Raw genomic sequence first — 16929 nt, forward strand, 5'->3', positions numbered from 1 at the left:
TCGGGTGCCGCTTCAGCGAAGCAGCGACGCCCTGCCCTGACGGATACATGCCGTCGTATCTGCCCGGACGAACCACTGCCGGGCAACCAGGACAGGGAGAAGGTTGCTGCATTGAGCACGTCCAAGGTCGGTTTGTACGACCCCGCAGATGACAAGAGCAGTTGCGGGGTCGGTTTCATCACGCGTAAAGATGGCGTGCAGACCCATGATGTCCTGATCAAGGGACGCGAAGCGCTCTGCTCGGTACCGCACCGCGGCGGTATGTCCTCCGAGGGCGTCGGCGACGGCGGCGGCGTCTCGGTGGACCTTTCGCTCCGGTTCTTCCGCAAGGTAACCGGGCGCTCCGACCTCCGCGCCGGACGCTTCTGCGTCGGCAACTTCTTCCTTCCCGACGACGATGCTCAGCATGCTCGCGCAGCCGCTCTGGTGGAACGCGAACTTCGGGGCCGAGGCTTCACCACCCTCGCTGTGCGCGACGTGCCGGTCGACAACTCGGCGATTCGGCGGGCCGCCATCGCGCATCAGCTTCCGATCCGGCAGTGGATCTTCGAGGTCCCCACTCCGCGTCCCGAGCCTGCGGTAGTCGATCGCCTCGTGCACGAAGCTCTGCTCGCCATCGAAGCCATCGCGTACAACACCCCTGCACTACGCGGGTTGTACCCACTCTCGCTCAGCGCGCGAACTCAGGTTCTCAAGGGTCGCTTGAACTCCGACGAAGTGATCCCGTACTTCCGCGACCTGGTCGATCCCGATCACGCCGTGCACACGATGTACTTCCACACGCGGTTCTCAACCAACACGGAACCGCATCCCACGATGGCGCAGCCGTTCCGGTTCATGGCTCACAACGGAGAACTGAACACCGACAAGAAGAATCGGCTCTCCGAAGCTGCTGTCGCCAGTGCAAAACGACGTGCGATCGTCCGCCCGCCCGGCCAGTCCGACAGTTGCCGACTCGATCAGACCCTGGAAGCTCGCGTCATCGAGGACAGCGTCGACCTGGTGACGGCTGTGGTCTCGATGATGCCGCCGGCCTGGGAAAACGACACCACCCTCTCCCCCGCAGTGCGTGCGATGTTCGAGTACTTCTCGCTGTACGAGGAGAAGAACGACGGACCGGCAGCGCTGGTGTTCGGCGACGGCACCATCATCGGTGCGCGCCTGGATCGCCTCGGTCTGCGTCCACTACGCACGATCGAGACGCACGACTACGTGTGCGCATTCTCCGAAGCCGGACAGATCGCGTTCGCGCCTGAGACGGTGATTCACCGTGGCCGCGTCGAGGCCGGCGGAATGTTGTACTTCGATCATCGAGACCGCCATACCTACACTGCCCGCGAAGCTCTGGAAAAGATTGCCGCTCAGCGCGACTACCAGTCGTTGCTGGAGCAATCGCGAATCCTGATCGAAGACATTCCCGCCGTGCCAGCGGAGAAGGTCAGCTCCCCGACCCGCTACAACGGCACCTTCGAGGTTCATCAGCGCTACATGGCGTACTCCCTGGATCAGGAGAGTTTCAAATTCCTGATGGATCCGATGCTCACGCACGGAGCCGAAAAGGTCTCCGCCATGGGTTACGGCAATGCCATCAACGCATTCAGCGACCGCGAAGGCGGTGTGGCACGCTACTTTTCGCAGCGATTCGCCCAGGTTACCAACCCTCCGCTGGACAGCATCCGTGAAGCGGACGGCATGACCCTCCGGGTCGCATTGGGTGCGAAGATGACGGCCGGACAAGGCAAGCAGATCGTCATCGCGTCGCCGATTCTCGGGCATCTGGACATGCTCAAGATCCGCGAACAGAACCACACTCCGCACCGCCGCTTCGAAATGCTCTACCCCGCCGGGGGCGACGCGCAGGCGATGGTCGACGCGATGACCGCACTCGGCGACGCTGTTGTCGCCTTCGCAGCCGACCAGGGCGGAATCGCAGTCCTGACCGACCGTCACGTATCTCACGAGCGCGCAACACTTCCCGCAATCATGGTTGTCGGAGCGCTGAACCAGCGCCTCATCGACGCGGGCCTGCGATTGCGCGTCTCTCTCATCGTGGAGAGCGGCCAGATCGAGTCCTCGCACCACGTTGCAGCTGCGCTCGGATTCGGCGCTTCCGCCGTCTACCCTCTCTCCGTTCAGTTGCGGGCTGAGGAGAAGTTCGCGGCCGACCCGGACGCCGCGTTCCGACGCTTCGCGAAGGCCGCCGAGAAATCCCTCATGAAGACGATGGGACGCGTCGGCTTGTGCACCGTCGAGAGCTACATCGGCGGAGAATTCTTCGAACCCAACTTCCTCGATACGTCCGACCCTGTTCTGCGCCTGTGGTTCCCCAACATGAAGTCACCGGTGGGCGGCGTCGGGTTCGAGACGGTTGCGGTGACCTCGAAGCAGTGGCACGAGCGTGCGAGCGAAGTCGGGGGTGAGAAGGACCTGCCACTGCTCGGCCTGTTCAAGGAGCGCGCAGACGGCGCCGGGCATTCGTTCGGTACCACCGCGGTCCGCAAGTACGTCGAGCTCACCGAAGAGAAGATTGCGTTCGACAGCCCTTCTGGTACCGAACAATTCGATGCTCTACGTCTGCTTCCGCTCGGACGGCTCGACGACGCTTTCCGCCTCGACGCCGGGGCATACCGGGCGACGAGCTTCGACCGGTTGACTACCGAGCAGATCGACGACTTCGACATCACCGCCGGGTACCGGGACTTTTCCACCGTGATGGCCGCGGAACGATCGCGTCGTCCCGCCGCGTTGCGCGACGTCATCTCCGTTCCTGGCGATGTCACGTTTGCGATGACGGCAGCCGAGTTCGCCGAGCAGATCAGCCGATTCTCGGTGCACGGCAACACGACGATCGTGATGCGTGGAATCCGGTGTGAATCCGACGCAGACGACCGGTACACGCTTCGCTTGGACGGTCCCCTGGCCGACGACAGCGCGCGAGTGGAAGCACTCGGCAATGCTCTCACCGCTACCTTCTCAGGCGAGATCACCATCGAAGCCACCGACCCGGATCTGGCGCTGACCGCAACCGGTGTTGCGGCAGAGTTCCTGTCCAAGCTGAGGGTCGCACCGGCAGGTGTTCCTCTCTCCGAGGTACAGAGCGCCAGCGACATCACTCCGAAGTTGGCGTCGGGCGCCATGAGTCACGGAGCCCTCAATGCTCCGGCACACGAAGCCGTCGCGCACGGCACGAACATGGTCGGCGCGATGTCCAACAGCGGTGAAGGTGGTGAACACCTGTCCCGTTACAACACAATTCGAGCTTCGCGCATCAAGCAGTTTGCGTCCGGTCGCTTCGGAATCTGGGCGGGATACCTCGCCGACCCCATGCTCGAAGAGATCGAGATCAAACTCGGCCAGGGTGCAAAACCCGGTGAGGGCGGCCAGCTTCCCGCCGCCAAGGTCACCGTCGACATCGCAGCGGCCCGCGGCGGAACACCCGGCGTAGAACTGGTTTCGCCGCCGCCGCACCATGACACGTACTCCATCGAGGACCTCGCTCAGCTCATCCACGACTGCAAGGCAGCGCGCATCCGGGTGATCGTGAAGTTGGTGTCCTCGGAAGGAATTGGTACCATCGCCGTCGGCGTTGCCAAGGCCGGTGCGGACGTCATCAATGTCGCCGGAAACACCGGTGGCACCGGCGCCGCTTCGGTGACCAGCCTCAAGTACGCTGGCCGTGCGGCCGAGGTCGGTATCGCCGAGGTCCATCAGGCTCTGTGTGCCAACGGTCTTCGCCAGAAGGTGGTTCTGCGATGCTCGGGTGCGCATCAGACCGGTAGCGACATCATCACTTCAGCGCTGCTCGGCGCGGACAGCTTCGAGTTCGGCACGTCGGCGCTGATGATGATGGGCTGCGTCATGGCCAAGAACTGCAACATAAAGTGCCCGGCAGGACTGACCACCAACCCGGAACTGTTCGACGGCGATCCCCGCGCCATGGCGCAGTACCTTCTCAACATCGCCCACGAAACTCGGGAACTGTTGGCAAATCTGGGAATGCGATCCCTTCAGGAAGCACGAGGCCGAACCGACCTCCTGCATCTGATCGATCACCCCTCGATCGTCGGCAATCTGAATCTGGACGCGATGTTCGCGTCGGCACCGGACATCACCATCGACAATCCCGTGTACCTCGAGCGTGAGTACGCGCTCGACGAGAAGATCATGGACGAGGTTTGCACGGTGCTCTTCGACCGCGCCGAGGCCGCGGTCACCGTGTCCGGGCCAGAATTCGCCGAAGGTGCACTGCACCTGGGTAACCGGAACAAGAGCGTCGGTGGGCAGTTGGCGATCGACCTCGAACGCGAACTCAACTACGGAGCGGCCGGCCTTCTCGCTCCGGGAGTACTGACCGACGAGCGTGGGCGACGCTACCTGGCGCCGGGCAGCGTGCGCGTCTTGACGACCGGATCTGCGGGCCTCTCGTTCGGCGCATTCTGCAACGACGGCATGCACCTGGAGCACACCGGGACATGTAACGACGGTGTGGGAAAGAGTATGAGCGGCGGCGTGATTGCCGTGCGCAGCCCAGGCGGCGGCTCCAGTGATGCCGGCGGCAACGTGCTGATCGGCAACTTCGCTCTCTTCGGCGCCACCGGCGGACGAGTGTTCGTCGAAGGTGAAGCAGGCGATCGCTTTGCGGTTCGCAACTCCGGCGCCAGTGCTGTCGTCGAAGGTGTCGGCGACTTCGCCGGCGAATACATGACAAACGGTGCTGTCGTGAATCTCGGCGAGTTCGGCAAAGGCGTCGGCAACGGCATGAGTGGCGGCTTCTTCTACCAATACGACCCTCGCGGCGAACTGGCACTGCGGGCAAGTACCGACTCGGTTCTACTGGGATCGATCACCACTGCAACCGATCCTCTTGCCGCCGTTCACAACCACGCAGTGCAACTCCTGCTCGAGCTGCATGTGGAGGCAACGGGATCCGCGCTCGGAACCCGGTTGCTCGAGAACTGGGAAGTCGAACAGCACTCGTTTGTCTACGCGATGCCCAAGGCGCTGATGCTCTACCAGGACAGCGACGCCATCCTGGCTGCCAAAACGCACAAGGAACTTCTCGAAGAGTTGGCTTCCGCCATCGCGGCGCGGCAGGTCCGAACCTTCAAACTCGCGGTGCGAGACAAGCGTCCAGCACTGGGCGGTGCAGTCCCCGGCTACGGCGAAACCGATACCGCCACGATGTACGCACTCCTGAGCGAGTACACGGTGCTTCACTTCGCCCAACAACTCGCTACTGCACGCACCCCGAATGCATCAGGGCCAGACGATCCGGTGCTGCAGAAGACTGCCCGCAACCTGGTACTGACCGAAGACTTCGCTCTGGTCCAGCACTTGGTCAAGTACTCGAAAGAGATTCTTGCCGGGTACGACGACGAACAGTTGGCCGCGTTGATTGCAGCCAAGCGGGTCGACGACTACAAGCAGGCGTTGAGCCTGCGCAACGTGCTGGCGATGGACAGCCCGGCGACGTACGGGTGGATTCTGTTTCAAGACAACAAGAACCGGGACAAGCTCGGATCGCTACCGAACTTCGACGAGTTGTTCGCCTCCCGCGCGATCCCCGACCTGGTCTCCTGACCTCCTCCCCCGAACGTAGGTGAGCTTCACATCATGGAAATCCCGTACATCCCCGAATACGCACCATTCACCGGCGACCAGCGCGCGTGGCTTTCCGGATTCCTGGCCGGTCTACACTCGCGAACCGTCATGCCCGGACAAACCGGAACTGCAACAGCAACAGTGGAGAGAACTGCCGGCGCAGCCGTGCACATCCTCTTCGGAAGCCAGACCGGAAATGCGGAGTCCGTCGCCGAAGACGCTGCTGCGGCTGCTCGTGCCCACGGATTGGAACCCCTCGTTGCCTGCCTCGATACCGTGGACATTGGCGACCTCTCGGCGATGCGCCGGGTACTCGTGATCGCGTCGACGTACGGTGAGGGCGAGATGCCTGACAACGCGCAGCTGTTTTGGGACGCAGTCGAATCCGAGAGCGCGCCCAGATTGGACGGCCTCTACTTCGGCGTGCTCGCGCTCGGCGACACCAGCTACGACGGCTACTGCCAGTCGGGCAAGAACATCGACGCTCGCTTCGAAGCGCTCGGCGGGACCAGGGTTGTCGACCGCACCGATTGCGACGTCGACTACGAGGATGCTGCGGCCGAGTGGATCGTTCGTGCCGTCGCTGCGGTGGCCGGCGTTGACGGTGATGCGGGAGCCGCTGCGTCGCCGGTTGCGCCTGCTCCAGCGAAGACCAAGTCCCAGTGGACACGCAAGAACCCTTATCCTGCAACAGTCCTCGCCAACCGGCTGTTGTCCGGTGTGGACTCGGCAAAGGAAGTCCGCCACTTCACCTTTGCGCTCGGCGAGGACGGCCTGGACTACGCGGCGGGAGATGGATTGGGTATCCGCCCGATCAACGACCCTGCTCTCGTCGACGCGATTGTCTGTCAACTCGGTGTGAGCAGTGATTACGTCGTCACCGCGAAAGACGGCACTGCGGCGCCGATAGACCAGGTGTTGACCAGTGACTACGAGATCTCGATTCCCTCGCGCGATTTGATCGAGGACATCGCCCGACGCAGCGAAGACGCCGAACTGCAACACATTCTCGACACCGAAGATCGGGAAGCACTCGACGCGTGGCTGTGGGGCAAGGACGTTCTCGATCTCCTGCGGTTGGACAGCAGCGTTCGGATGAATCCCGAAGAGTTTCTTGCTCTCCTGCGTCCGCTTCAGCATCGGGTCTATTCGATCTCGTCCAGCCCGCTCGCTCATGACGGCACCGTGCATCTGACGGTGGCGAGTGTTCGCTACCGCTCCGGTGAGCGGGATCGCGGCGGCGTCTGCTCGACCTATCTTGCGGACCGCGTCGGCGAGGGCGATCGGGTCGGAGTTTTTGTCTCCAAGAACAATTCGTTCCGCCTACCCGCGGATGATACTGCTCCCGTCGTGATGATCGGCCCGGGAACCGGAATCGCTCCCTTCCGTGCTTTCCTGCACGAGCGTCGCGCACGCAAAGCGTCGGGGCAGAATTGGCTCTTCTTCGGTGATCAGCATCAGTCGAGCGACTTCATCTACGAGGACGAGTTGACCGGGCTGACCCGTGACGGCGTCCTGACGCGTCTCGATCTGGCCTTCTCGCGTGATCAATCCGAGAAGATCTATGTCCAGACCCGCATGCGCGAGCAGGGCCGGGAGTTGTTCGCCTGGCTCGAAAAGGGCGCGCACGTGTACGTGTGCGGCGACGCCACCCGAATGGCAAAGGATGTCGACGACGCATTGCACGAAGTGGTCGCCGAGCACGGCGGATTGGATGCGAATGCCGCTGAGGACTACGTCAACAACCTCAAACGATCGAAGCGGTATCTACGGGATGTTTACTGAGATGTGCCCGCACCGTGACGAATGCCGTTGCGCGGCTGTGGAACGCCTGTCGGACCTGGATGCGCTGCTTGCGCGTCCAGGATTCCGCGGTGGACTGATCGGCACTGCACCCGCGGTAGTCGGTGAAATGTTGCCTCTCTTGGACGACGTCGTCGCCATCACCGTGGCGGGGCCGGTCGCCGTCAACGACTCCGGCAAATACGAGGTTCCGACGGCGCCTGGTGACCCACTGATCTGTTCTCCCGGTCGAATCTCGTTGCGATTGAATACGTCGGCACTCGGCAGCGTTGTCACCACTGACGCGGAGCAGCATCTGCCGCCGACGCTCCGGATGTTCGATACCCACGGATCGAGTTCGCACACCACCTACTTGACCCCGACCTCCGATCGCCTCGCCTTCGAAGCGATGCGAACCGCGCCCGACATTGTCAGGGAAACAAGCCCTCTCACCCCGATGTCGAATACGCCGGCATTCTGGGCGGAAGCCGATCAGCTGACCCAACTCGACTTCATCCTCGCGGACGGCGGCAGCGAACGCCGCCGCGGATTGGTCGCTCTGGGCGCCCTGGGTTACCGGAGAATCGATCCTCACCTCATGGCCGCCGGGATGGAGCACCTGTCCTACCACCAGCTGCCCGTCACGACCGTCGTCGCAGGTAACGGCTGTCTACAGATTCATCGTGGTGATCTCGACGCCGCAGCCGTGTTCGGCGGGACGCTGACCTTGGCGTCGGACACCTGCCGGACAATGATCGATCTGAACGGCGTCTCGGAGTGCTGGCTCACCCGCACCCACGGCGTTCACGGACTGACCAGCTCGATCGAGGTGTACGACTTCCGCCGGAAGTGCGTGGCGGTCTTCACCCAAACTGGCCCAACCGAATCCGCGGTCATGGGTGTTTGGGAAGACGTCATGAATTCCATTTCCGCCGGTTGATTCCTGCGCTCCGGCGCACTTCTACTGTGTCGGTGAGAGCGCCGGGAACCAGATGTCGGTCAACACCTCGGCGGCCTGATCGCGGGTGACGTCGATCGTCCCCTGCACGGCCCAACGGGTGAAGAAACGCTCGAGTTGGCTCACCAGCAATTCGACACGCAACCGGGCCTCGTCGCGCTGATCCGCAGGCCACCGGTCCAGATAGTTCGGCATCGCGTTCGGCAATGCACTGATCCCGTCGCGCGCCGTGATCCGGAATTCCGGCTCGAGCGCCACCGCCTCGTCCCATGCGGGCAGCAGCCGCTTGTTCTCGTCGAACCAGTCGAATGCACGCCCCAGCCACGCAGTGAATTCCGCGCGCGAATGTGTGTCGAGCACGCGATCGAGATCCATGTAGAACGTAAATGCACTGGCAGCCATACCGGCTTCGCCAATGGTCTTCAGCATCTCCACCTTGCTGGAGAAATGCACGTAGAACGTAGCCCTGCTGCATCCGACAGCCGAGGCGATGTCGTCAACCGTGACTGCCGCGTACCCGCGTTCCTCGAACAGAGTGCGTGCCGCGTCCACGAGTTTGGCCCGCGTTGCGCGCTTCTGCTCGTCCCGCAGGGTTCCCCGCTTGCCTTTCCGACCATCCGTTGCCGTGCTCACACCGTCTACTGTCGTTTACTTTGCGCGCTCTGGCAAATCGCCGACTCATCGTCACCGAGCAACATTGCGTCATTCATTGACACAGCGTCAGTCAATGTTGCACTATGACTCAAGTCACTTTTCGGGCTTCGATTCTTCATATCGCATGTCCGGATCAGAACAGAAAGCGATGGCTATGAGTCCCACGAATTTGCCGAGAGTCTGCATCATCGGCGCCGGGCCGTCCGGGATCACCACGGCCAAGCGGATGAAGGAATTCGGAATCCCCTTCGACTGCTACGAAGCATCCGACGAAGTCGGCGGAAACTGGTACTACAAGAACCCCAACGGGATGTCTGCTTGCTACCAGAGCCTGCACATCGACACGTCCAAGTGGCGATTGGCTTTCGAGGACTTTCCCGTCTCGGCGGACCTGCCCGATTTCCCGCACCATTCCGAACTCTTCCAGTATTTCAAGGACTACGTAGAGCATTTCGGCTTGCGTGAGTCAATCATCTTCAACACCAGTGTTGTTGCAGCAGAACGTGATACAAGCGGACTCTGGACAATCACGCGTTCCGACGGTGAAGTCCGCACGTACGACGTCCTGATGGTCTGCAACGGGCATCATTGGGACCCAAACATCCCCGACTACCCGGGCGAATTCGACGGCGTGCTGATGCACAGCCACAGCTACAACGACCCGTTCGACCCGATCGACATGCGCGGCAAGAAGGTTGTCGTGGTCGGAATGGGCAACTCCGGCTTGGACATTGCGTCGGAACTGGGGCAGCGCTACCTCGCCGAGAAGCTCACCGTCTCGGCGCGCCGTGGCGTCTGGGTCCTGCCGAAATACCTGGGCGGAGTGCCCGGCGACAAACTGATCACCCCACCCTGGATGCCCCGCGGTCTACGCCTTTTCCTGAGTCGTCGTTTCCTCGGCAAGAACCTCGGAACCATGGAAGGTTACGGCCTGCCGAAACCCGACCACCGCCCGTTCGAGGCCCACCCGTCGGCCAGCGGCGAGTTCCTGGGGCGTGCCGGATCCGGCGACATTTCCTTCAAGCCTGCCATCACTAAACTGGACGGCAAGCAGGTTCACTTCGCGGATGGCACCGCAGAAGATGTCGACGTCATTGTCTGCGCAACCGGCTACAACATCAGCTTCCCCTTCTTCAGCGATCCGAACTTGCTGCCGGACAAGGACAACCGATTCCCACTCTTCAAACGAATGATGAAGCCCGGAATCGACAACCTCTTCTTCATGGGGCTGGCACAGCCCATGCCGACCCTCGTCAACTTCGCCGAGCAGCAGAGCAAGCTCGTCGCGGCTTACCTCACCGGTAAATACCAACTGCCCTCCGCCGGCGAAATGCAGGAGATCACCAAGGCCGACGAGGCATATTTCCTCGCCCCCTATTACAAGTCTCCGCGCCACACCATCCAGCTCGAGTTCGATCCATACGTCCGCAATATGAACAAGGAAATTGCCAAGGGCACCAAGCGTGCCGAGGCCTCGGGAAACAAGCTACCCGTTACCGCTCGTGCAGCCGCACACGAACTCGAGAAGGCGGATCGCGCATGAGCCTGGTAAATGGCCACTGCAGCAATGAGTTCGAGCCCGTCCGCACTGCCTTCGAGGCTCAACTCGAAACCGGGGAGGAACTCGGCGGCTCCATCGCCATCACCGTCGACGGAGAATCCGTCGTGGACCTCTGGGGTGGATACGCAGACGAATCTCGCACCACTCCGTGGAGCAGCGACACCATCGTCAACACCTTCTCCATCACCAAGACGATGACGGCTCTGTGCGCTCTCCTCCTAGTCGAACGCGGCCAACTGGACGTCTACCAGAAGGTCGCGCACTACTGGCCCGAATTTGCGGCAAATGGCAAGGAAGACATCGAAGTTCGACACCTGCTGTCGCACACGTCGGGAGTCTCCGGTTGGGAGCGCCCGATCGAACTGAAGGACATCTACGACCTCGAGACGTCCACCGCCCGCCTCGCAACCCAGCGGCCGTGGTGGACGCCGGGTACAGCGTCGGGCTATCACGCGATCAACTACGGCCACCTCATCAGCGAGGTCATTCGCCGCATCGACGGACGAACCCTCGGCAGGTTCTTTGCCGAAGAGCTGGCCGGCCCGCTGGGCGCCGACTTCCACATCGGAACGTCCGCAGAGCATTTCGGCCGAATTGCCACTCTCGTTCCGCCGCCAGCGCTGGAATTCGACCTATCCACGCTCGACCAGGACAGCATCTTCATCAAGACCCTGACCTGCCCCCTGCTGGACTACCCCGAGGTCAATACCGCTCCCTGGCGAGAAGCTGAGATCGGCGCAGCAAACGGCCACGGCAACGCCCGTTCTATCGCTCGCGTCCAATCACTGATCTCGTGCGGTGGTGAGCTCGACGGCCAGAAGTTGCTCTCGCAGAGCACTATCGACCTGATCTTCGAAGTCCAATCCGACGGTATCGACCTCGGGATCATGACTCCGCTCAAGTTCGGTATCGGCTACGGACTGCCGCACCCGGACACCGCACCACTCGTTCCCGACGGGCGCGCGTGCTGGTGGGCCGGCATCGGCGGCTCGATGCTGGTCAACGACCTGGACCGACGGATGACCTTTGCCTACGTCATGAACAAGATGGCCCCAGGTCTGATCGGATCCGATCGAAGCAACGCCTATCTGAGCGCCGCATACAACTCCGAGGTCAGCGAGGTCAGTTCATGAAGGCAGCTCAGCTCATGGGGCCAGGACTCCTCGAGATCAACGACGTACCGATCCCCGAGATCGGCCCGTCGGAACTCCTGATCCGAGTCGGTGCAGCGGGCATCTGCCACTCTGATCTGCACCTCCTGCATTTTCCGTACAAGATGCGCGAAGAACCGCTGACAATCGGCCACGAGATCGCCGGCACCGTCGAAGCCGTCGGCAGTGGCGTCGACGGCCGTTCCGTCGGGGAACGGGGCGTCGTCTACCTGTGCTGGTCGTGTGGGCAGTGCCGAGAATGTATGAGCGGTAACGAGAACATGTGCCTCGCCGCCGGACGAACCGCAATGCCGCCGTGTCCTGGATTGGGCCCCGAAGGCGGCATGGCGGAATATGTGAAGATCCCGGCCCGCTCCTTTGTCCCCATCGGAGATCTCGACTTCCTTCAGGCCGCGCCGCTCGCCGATGCCGCGCTCACCAGTTACCACGCCATCCGCGGTGCACGTGACCATCTGCAGCCCGGCACTACCGCCGTGGTGATCGGTATCGGTGGTCTCGGACATGTTGCAGTACAGATACTTCGAGCGATCAGCGCGGTGCGCATCATCGCCGTCGACGTCGGCCAGGATCAACTGGACCTCGCGAAGCGGTGTGGAGCCGACATCACGCTCGAGTCCGGACCGGACACCGCGCGCCAGATCCTGGATCTCACATCGGCCCGAGGCGCGGAAGTTGTCTTCGACTTCGTCGGTGTTGATGCCACCGCCCAGATGTCCGTCGAATCCGTTGCACCGAACGGCGCCTACCGCATGGTCGGCCTCGGCGGCGGAAACCCCGGCATCACAGCCGAAGCGGCGGGCGGACCTGGCTGGCCCTGGGGTGCGTCGGTCCGGAAGTCGTATGGCGGCACCAGAAACGACCTTGTCGATTCCATCGCCCTGGCTCGAGCCGGTCTGGTAACGGTAGAAGTGGCCCGCTTCGAACTTGCTGATGCCCGCGACGCTCTCGACCGTCTCGAACACGGCAAGGTCACCGGACGCGCAGTGCTCGTACCCTAATTCTCGAAAGGTGCTACACGTGACCACTCCCGCTGATACACAGGCATACATCGCGTCCGTCATGGCCGGGTTGACCGGCCCCGCTGGGCCTTTCGAAATGGGCGTCGAAGACGTCCTGGGCAGTGCGATGCTTGTCATGAAGAACCGTGACAAGGCACTCGGCGACGTACTCGCTGCGTCCTTCGATTACGATTCCCGCGATTACCTGGTGACCAAGGACCGCCGCTTCAGCTACCGCGAGCACGGTGAAGCCGTGGCGGCCTTGGCCACAGCGCTCCGCGAGCAGCACGGCGTTCGCAAGGGTGATCGCGTGGGCATTCTTGCTGCAAACACCCCCGAATGGGTGATGACGTTCTGGGCGGCCCAAGCGCTCGGGGCCATCGCCGTCGGTTTCAACTCGTGGTGGGTGGCGCGTGAAGTGGAGTACGGAATCGAACACACCACCCCCACCGTGGTGATCGCCGATGCCAAGCGCACAGAGATCCTCGCCGGGTTGAACACCGACATTCCGATTCTCACGATGGAAGCGGATGTGCCGGCCCTGATCGAGAAGTACTCGGGATCGCAGCTTCCTCGTACTGTGGTCGACGAGGACGATCCGGCCGTCATCCTCTACACGAGCGGCACCAGCGGACGTCCGAAAGGAGCGGTTCACAGCCACCGAAACGTGTTGGCGGTCATCGACTATCACCGATACAGCGACCGCCTCGCTGCGGCATTCACCGGGAAACCCAGCGATGGCCGTCCGAGCGATCTGCGCTACCTGTTGACCGCACCGCTGTTTCACATCGCGAGCCTGCACAACTTGGCAGTTCCACGACTGGCCACGGGCGGAGCCGTGGTCATCCACCAGGGCGCCTTCGACGTCGACGAAGTCCTCTCCCTCGTCGAACGCGAGAAGGTGACCAACTGGGCTGTTGTACCCACCATGGCAAGTCGTCTGCTCGAGCACGGCGATCTCGGGAAATACGACCTGACGTCGTTGAGCGCCTTTGCATTGGCTTCAGCGCCGTCGTCTCCGGCCTTGCAGGAGCGTCTGCGCGCACAGCTACCTTTTGCGCAGCACGCTCTGGTGGACAGCTACGGGCTCACCGAATCCTCCACCGGCATCTCGGTTGCCACGCCCCCGGAACTTGCCGCATTCCCTGGAACACTCGGACGGCCCATCATCGGCGTCGATGTGGAGGTCCGCGACCCATTCGGTGTTGCAGTCCCTGACGGCGAGGAAGGCGAAATCTGTGCGCGCAGTCCGTATGTGATGCTGGGGTACTGGAACGACGACGCCGCCACCGCTGCCGCCATCGGTCCCGACAGATGGCTCCGGACCGGCGACTACGGCGTTCTCGAAGACGGTCGACTTCGACTCACCGGGCGCAGATCCGACCTGATCCTGCGCGGCGGCGAAAACGTCTACCCCCTCGAGATCGAACAGTGCCTCGACGAGCATCCGGCTGTGCTCGAATGCGCTGTGATCGGTATCGATTCGGCAGATCTCGGCCAAGAAGTGGCTGCCGTCGTCGTCCTGCGCAGCGAGGGCGCCGCGACAGAAGAGGAACTACGCGGCTACGTCGCTGAACGTCTCGCCTACTTCAAGGTGCCGGTGAAATGGAAACTGAGCACAACTCCTCTGCCCCGCAACGCAACCGGAAAAACAATTCGCGCAAAGGTGGTTGTCTCGTGACCTACGACGCTGTGATCAACAATGGTCTGTGGTTCGACGGTACCGGGGCAAAACCGGCCGTCCGCAATCTGGGAATCCGGAACGGCCTGGTCACCGCCATCTCCCTCGATCCCCTCGACGAAACCGATTGTCCCCAAGTCATCGACGCCCGGCGCAAGTGGGTGATTCCGGGAATCGTGGACATTCACACGCACTACGACGTCGAGATCCTCGAAGGCCCGGCACTGAGCGAATCCCTCAGGCACGGGGTCACATCGATCTTTGTCGGATCGTGTTCCCTGTCCACCATTCACGCCAGCCCGTCCGACGCCGGGGATCTCTTCGGCCGCGTCGAAGCAATCCCCCGCAAGCACGTCGTCGAGGCACTCACGCGGGCCAAGACCTGGAATTCCGCGAGTGAGTACATCGCCGCGCTCGAATCGCTTCCGTTGGGCCCCAATGTGGCAGCGTTCATCGGGCACTCAGACATGCGGGCCGCAGAAATGGGACTGGACCGTGCAACGCGGAAGGACGTGCACCCCACAGACGCCGAACTCGCGTCGATGGAAGCGCAGTTGACCGAAGCGCTCGACGCCGGCTTCGTCGGAATGTCCGGGCAGCAGTTGCTGTTCGACAAACTCGATGGCGAAACCTGCCGCTCACGAACTCTGCCGTCGACGTACGCCACCACGAAGGAACGACGCCGACTCAACGCGATCCTGCGTCGCCGGGGACGCGTGTTTCAGGCTGGACCCGACCCCACCAACCCACTGAGTACCGGCGCGATGGCGTTCACCAGTGTGGGTCTCTGGCGTAAGCGACTCAAGACGAGCATGCTCTCGGCGGCAGATATCAAGTCCAACAAGTTCGCCGTGGCAATTCTCGGACCGCTGGCGCATCTGGTCAATCGACTCGGCGGTGACCTGCGCTGGCAGCATCTCCCCGTCCCCTTCGAGGTGTATGCCGACGGAATCGATCTGGTCGTTTTCGAAGAATTCGGGTCCGGCGCCGCCGCACTGCATCTGACGGACGAGATGGAACGCAACGTTCTGATGCAGAGCGAGGAGTACCGTCGGCAATTCCGTAAGGACTACGACCAGAAGTTCGGCGTCAAGGTATGGCACCGCGACTTCTTCGATGCCGAAATCGTTTCCTGCCCGGATGTTTCGCTGGTGGGCAAGACCTTCGGTCAGGTAGGTGTCGAGCGCGGCAGCATCCACCCGGTCGACGCATTTCTGGATCTGGTTCTCGAGCACGGAACCAAGGTTCGCTGGCGCACAACCATTTCCAACCACCGTCCCGAGATCCTGGACAAGTTCGCTCAGGACAGCGGGGTGCAGCTCGGATTCTCCGACGCCGGAGCCCATCTGCGCAACATGGCGTTCTACAACTTCGGGCTGCGACTGCTTCGCCGAGTCTACGACGCCCAGAAGATCGGTCGGCCCTTCATGACGGTGGAGGCCGCAGTGCACCGTCTCACCGGTGAACTTGCCGAGTGGTACGACGTCGACGCGGGGCACCTTCGATTGGGTGACCGTGCCGACCTGGTTGTGATCGATCCCGCCCATCTCGATGATTCACTCGACACCTACGCGGAGAGCCCGGTTGTGGAGTACGACAATCTCTCTCGCATGGTCAACCGTAACGACCAGACCGTGACCGCGGTATTCGTCGGCGGCGAGTACGTGTTCGGTGACGGCGAAGCAGCACCGGTTCTCGGCAACCGCCGGACCGGAAAATTCTTGAAGGCAGGTGCCCATTAACACGTCCAGATTTGCCGGGAAAACCGCTGTAGTCACCGGCGCAGCGTCGGGTATCGGCGCGGCTATTGCGCTGCGCCTCATCAGCGAAGGTGCGCGCGTCGCGGGCATCGACATCTCCGAGGGTGCGCTGAAGGAGATCGCGGCCCAACATGACGGTTCATTCCTCGCCGCACCAGCCGACGTCACCAAGGAATCCGATGTCGCTGAGGCTATTGCTTCTGCCGCAGCGGAATTCGGCGGGATCGACATCGCGTTCAACGTCGCCGGAGCGTCGCGGGTCGGGCCGATTGTCGACCTCGACGAGGCGGATTGGGACTTCACCATCGATTTGGTACAGAAGGGCGTGTTCCTCTGCACCAAACACGAGGCGCGCCATATCCGCGAGCATGGAAGGGGCGGAGCAATCGTCAATGTCTCCTCGCTCAATGCGCATATACCGAGCCCGTACGGAAGTGCCTATGCCACCGGCAAAGCCGGCGTCGAGATGTTCAGCAAGAATGCCGCGATCGAACTCGCAGCGTCGGGAATCCGGGTCAACGCCGTTCTCCCTGGCTTGGTCGACACCCCACTGGTTGCGCCGGTGATGGGCTACGAACCCGCCCGCGACATGTTCCTGGATCGAATCCCGATGGCCCGAGCGGCAACTCCCGAAGAAATTGCCGCTCCCTGTCTCTATCTCGCGAGCGACGACGCCACCTACATCACCGGAACGTCATTGGTGGTCGACGGCGGCTGGGAAGTGTCGAACTACCCGGATCTGACCAAACTCGGCAGCTGAAG

General features: G+C 62.2%; 10 protein-coding genes. 9 read left to right on the plus strand and 1 reads right to left on the minus strand.

Features of this window, described 5'->3' with window-relative positions:
- Positions 1–111 precede the first annotated feature (111 nt).
- The 3 genes from FFI94_RS29320 to FFI94_RS29330 are packed head-to-tail and all read left to right on the plus strand — an operon-like array spanning position 112 to position 8323.
- The gene (locus FFI94_RS29320) at positions 112–5580 is read left to right on the plus strand and encodes a glutamate synthase-related protein (protein ID WP_138870927.1); all 5469 of its coding nucleotides are present in this window, start codon (positions 112–114) and stop codon (positions 5578–5580) included.
- 33 nt (positions 5581–5613) lie between these two features.
- Positions 5614–7386 carry a sulfite reductase subunit alpha gene (locus FFI94_RS29325; protein WP_138870928.1) on the plus strand — a complete coding sequence of 591 codons (1773 nt, stop codon included), beginning with the start codon at positions 5614–5616 and terminating at the stop codon, positions 7384–7386.
- Entirely contained in the window at positions 7376–8323 is a 948-nt protein-coding gene (locus tag FFI94_RS29330) for a hypothetical protein (RefSeq protein ID WP_260684410.1), read from the plus strand. Before FFI94_RS29325 ends, FFI94_RS29330 begins: the two co-directional genes overlap by 11 nt.
- Positions 8324–8344: 21 nt before the next feature.
- On the opposite strand, the gene FFI94_RS29335 is transcribed toward FFI94_RS29330, so the two are convergent.
- Positions 8345–8974, minus strand: a complete 630-nt coding sequence (locus FFI94_RS29335; protein WP_138870929.1) for a TetR/AcrR family transcriptional regulator — start codon at positions 8972–8974, stop codon at positions 8345–8347.
- Positions 8975–9149: 175 nt separating this feature from the next.
- On the opposite strand from FFI94_RS29335, the gene FFI94_RS29340 reads away from it, so the two are divergent.
- Genes FFI94_RS29340 through FFI94_RS29365 form a run of 6 tightly spaced genes read left to right on the plus strand, consistent with a single transcriptional unit; the run spans position 9150 to position 16927 of the window.
- On the plus strand, positions 9150–10538 hold the full coding sequence (locus FFI94_RS29340; RefSeq protein WP_138870930.1) for an NAD(P)/FAD-dependent oxidoreductase: 1389 nt from the start codon (positions 9150–9152) through the stop codon (positions 10536–10538).
- Positions 10535–11689 carry a serine hydrolase gene (locus FFI94_RS29345; protein WP_138870931.1) on the plus strand — a complete coding sequence of 385 codons (1155 nt, stop codon included), beginning with the start codon at positions 10535–10537 and terminating at the stop codon, positions 11687–11689. Before FFI94_RS29340 ends, FFI94_RS29345 begins: the two co-directional genes overlap by 4 nt.
- A complete protein-coding gene (locus FFI94_RS29350) occupies positions 11686–12726 on the plus strand; it encodes an NAD(P)-dependent alcohol dehydrogenase (protein ID WP_138870932.1) in 1041 nt (346 codons plus the stop codon). The genes FFI94_RS29345 and FFI94_RS29350 overlap by 4 nt, the downstream gene beginning before the upstream one ends.
- A gap of 19 nt (positions 12727–12745) precedes the next feature.
- Positions 12746–14407, plus strand: a complete 1662-nt coding sequence (locus tag FFI94_RS29355; RefSeq protein WP_138870933.1) for a class I adenylate-forming enzyme family protein — start codon at positions 12746–12748, stop codon at positions 14405–14407.
- Complete coding sequence (locus tag FFI94_RS29360; RefSeq protein ID WP_138870934.1) at positions 14404–16149, plus strand: amidohydrolase family protein; 1746 nt, start codon at positions 14404–14406, stop codon at positions 16147–16149. The genes FFI94_RS29355 and FFI94_RS29360 overlap by 4 nt, the downstream gene beginning before the upstream one ends.
- Positions 16139–16927: an SDR family NAD(P)-dependent oxidoreductase gene (locus FFI94_RS29365; protein ID WP_138870935.1), complete on the plus strand. Its 789-nt coding sequence runs from the start codon at positions 16139–16141 to the stop codon at positions 16925–16927. The genes FFI94_RS29360 and FFI94_RS29365 overlap by 11 nt, the downstream gene beginning before the upstream one ends.
- Positions 16928–16929 lie beyond the last annotated feature (2 nt).

It is taken from the genome of Rhodococcus sp. KBS0724 (genome assembly GCF_005938745.2).
Taxonomy (GTDB): Bacteria; Actinomycetota; Actinomycetes; order Mycobacteriales; family Mycobacteriaceae; genus Rhodococcus_F.

What these genes read in the sequence shown, in the direction of transcription:
- FFI94_RS29340 (WP_138870930.1), top strand. Translation starts at nt 9,150, where the DNA reads ATGAGTCCCACGAATTTGCCGAGAGTCTGCATCATCGGCGCCGGGCCG.
- FFI94_RS29345 (WP_138870931.1), top strand. Translation starts at nt 10,535, where the DNA reads ATGAGCCTGGTAAATGGCCACTGCAGCAATGAGTTCGAGCCCGTCCGC.
- FFI94_RS29350 (WP_138870932.1), top strand. Translation starts at nt 11,686, where the DNA reads ATGAAGGCAGCTCAGCTCATGGGGCCAGGACTCCTCGAGATCAACGAC.
- FFI94_RS29325 (WP_138870928.1), top strand. Translation starts at nt 5,614, where the DNA reads ATGGAAATCCCGTACATCCCCGAATACGCACCATTCACCGGCGACCAG.
- FFI94_RS29330 (WP_260684410.1), top strand. Translation starts at nt 7,376, where the DNA reads ATGTTTACTGAGATGTGCCCGCACCGTGACGAATGCCGTTGCGCGGCT.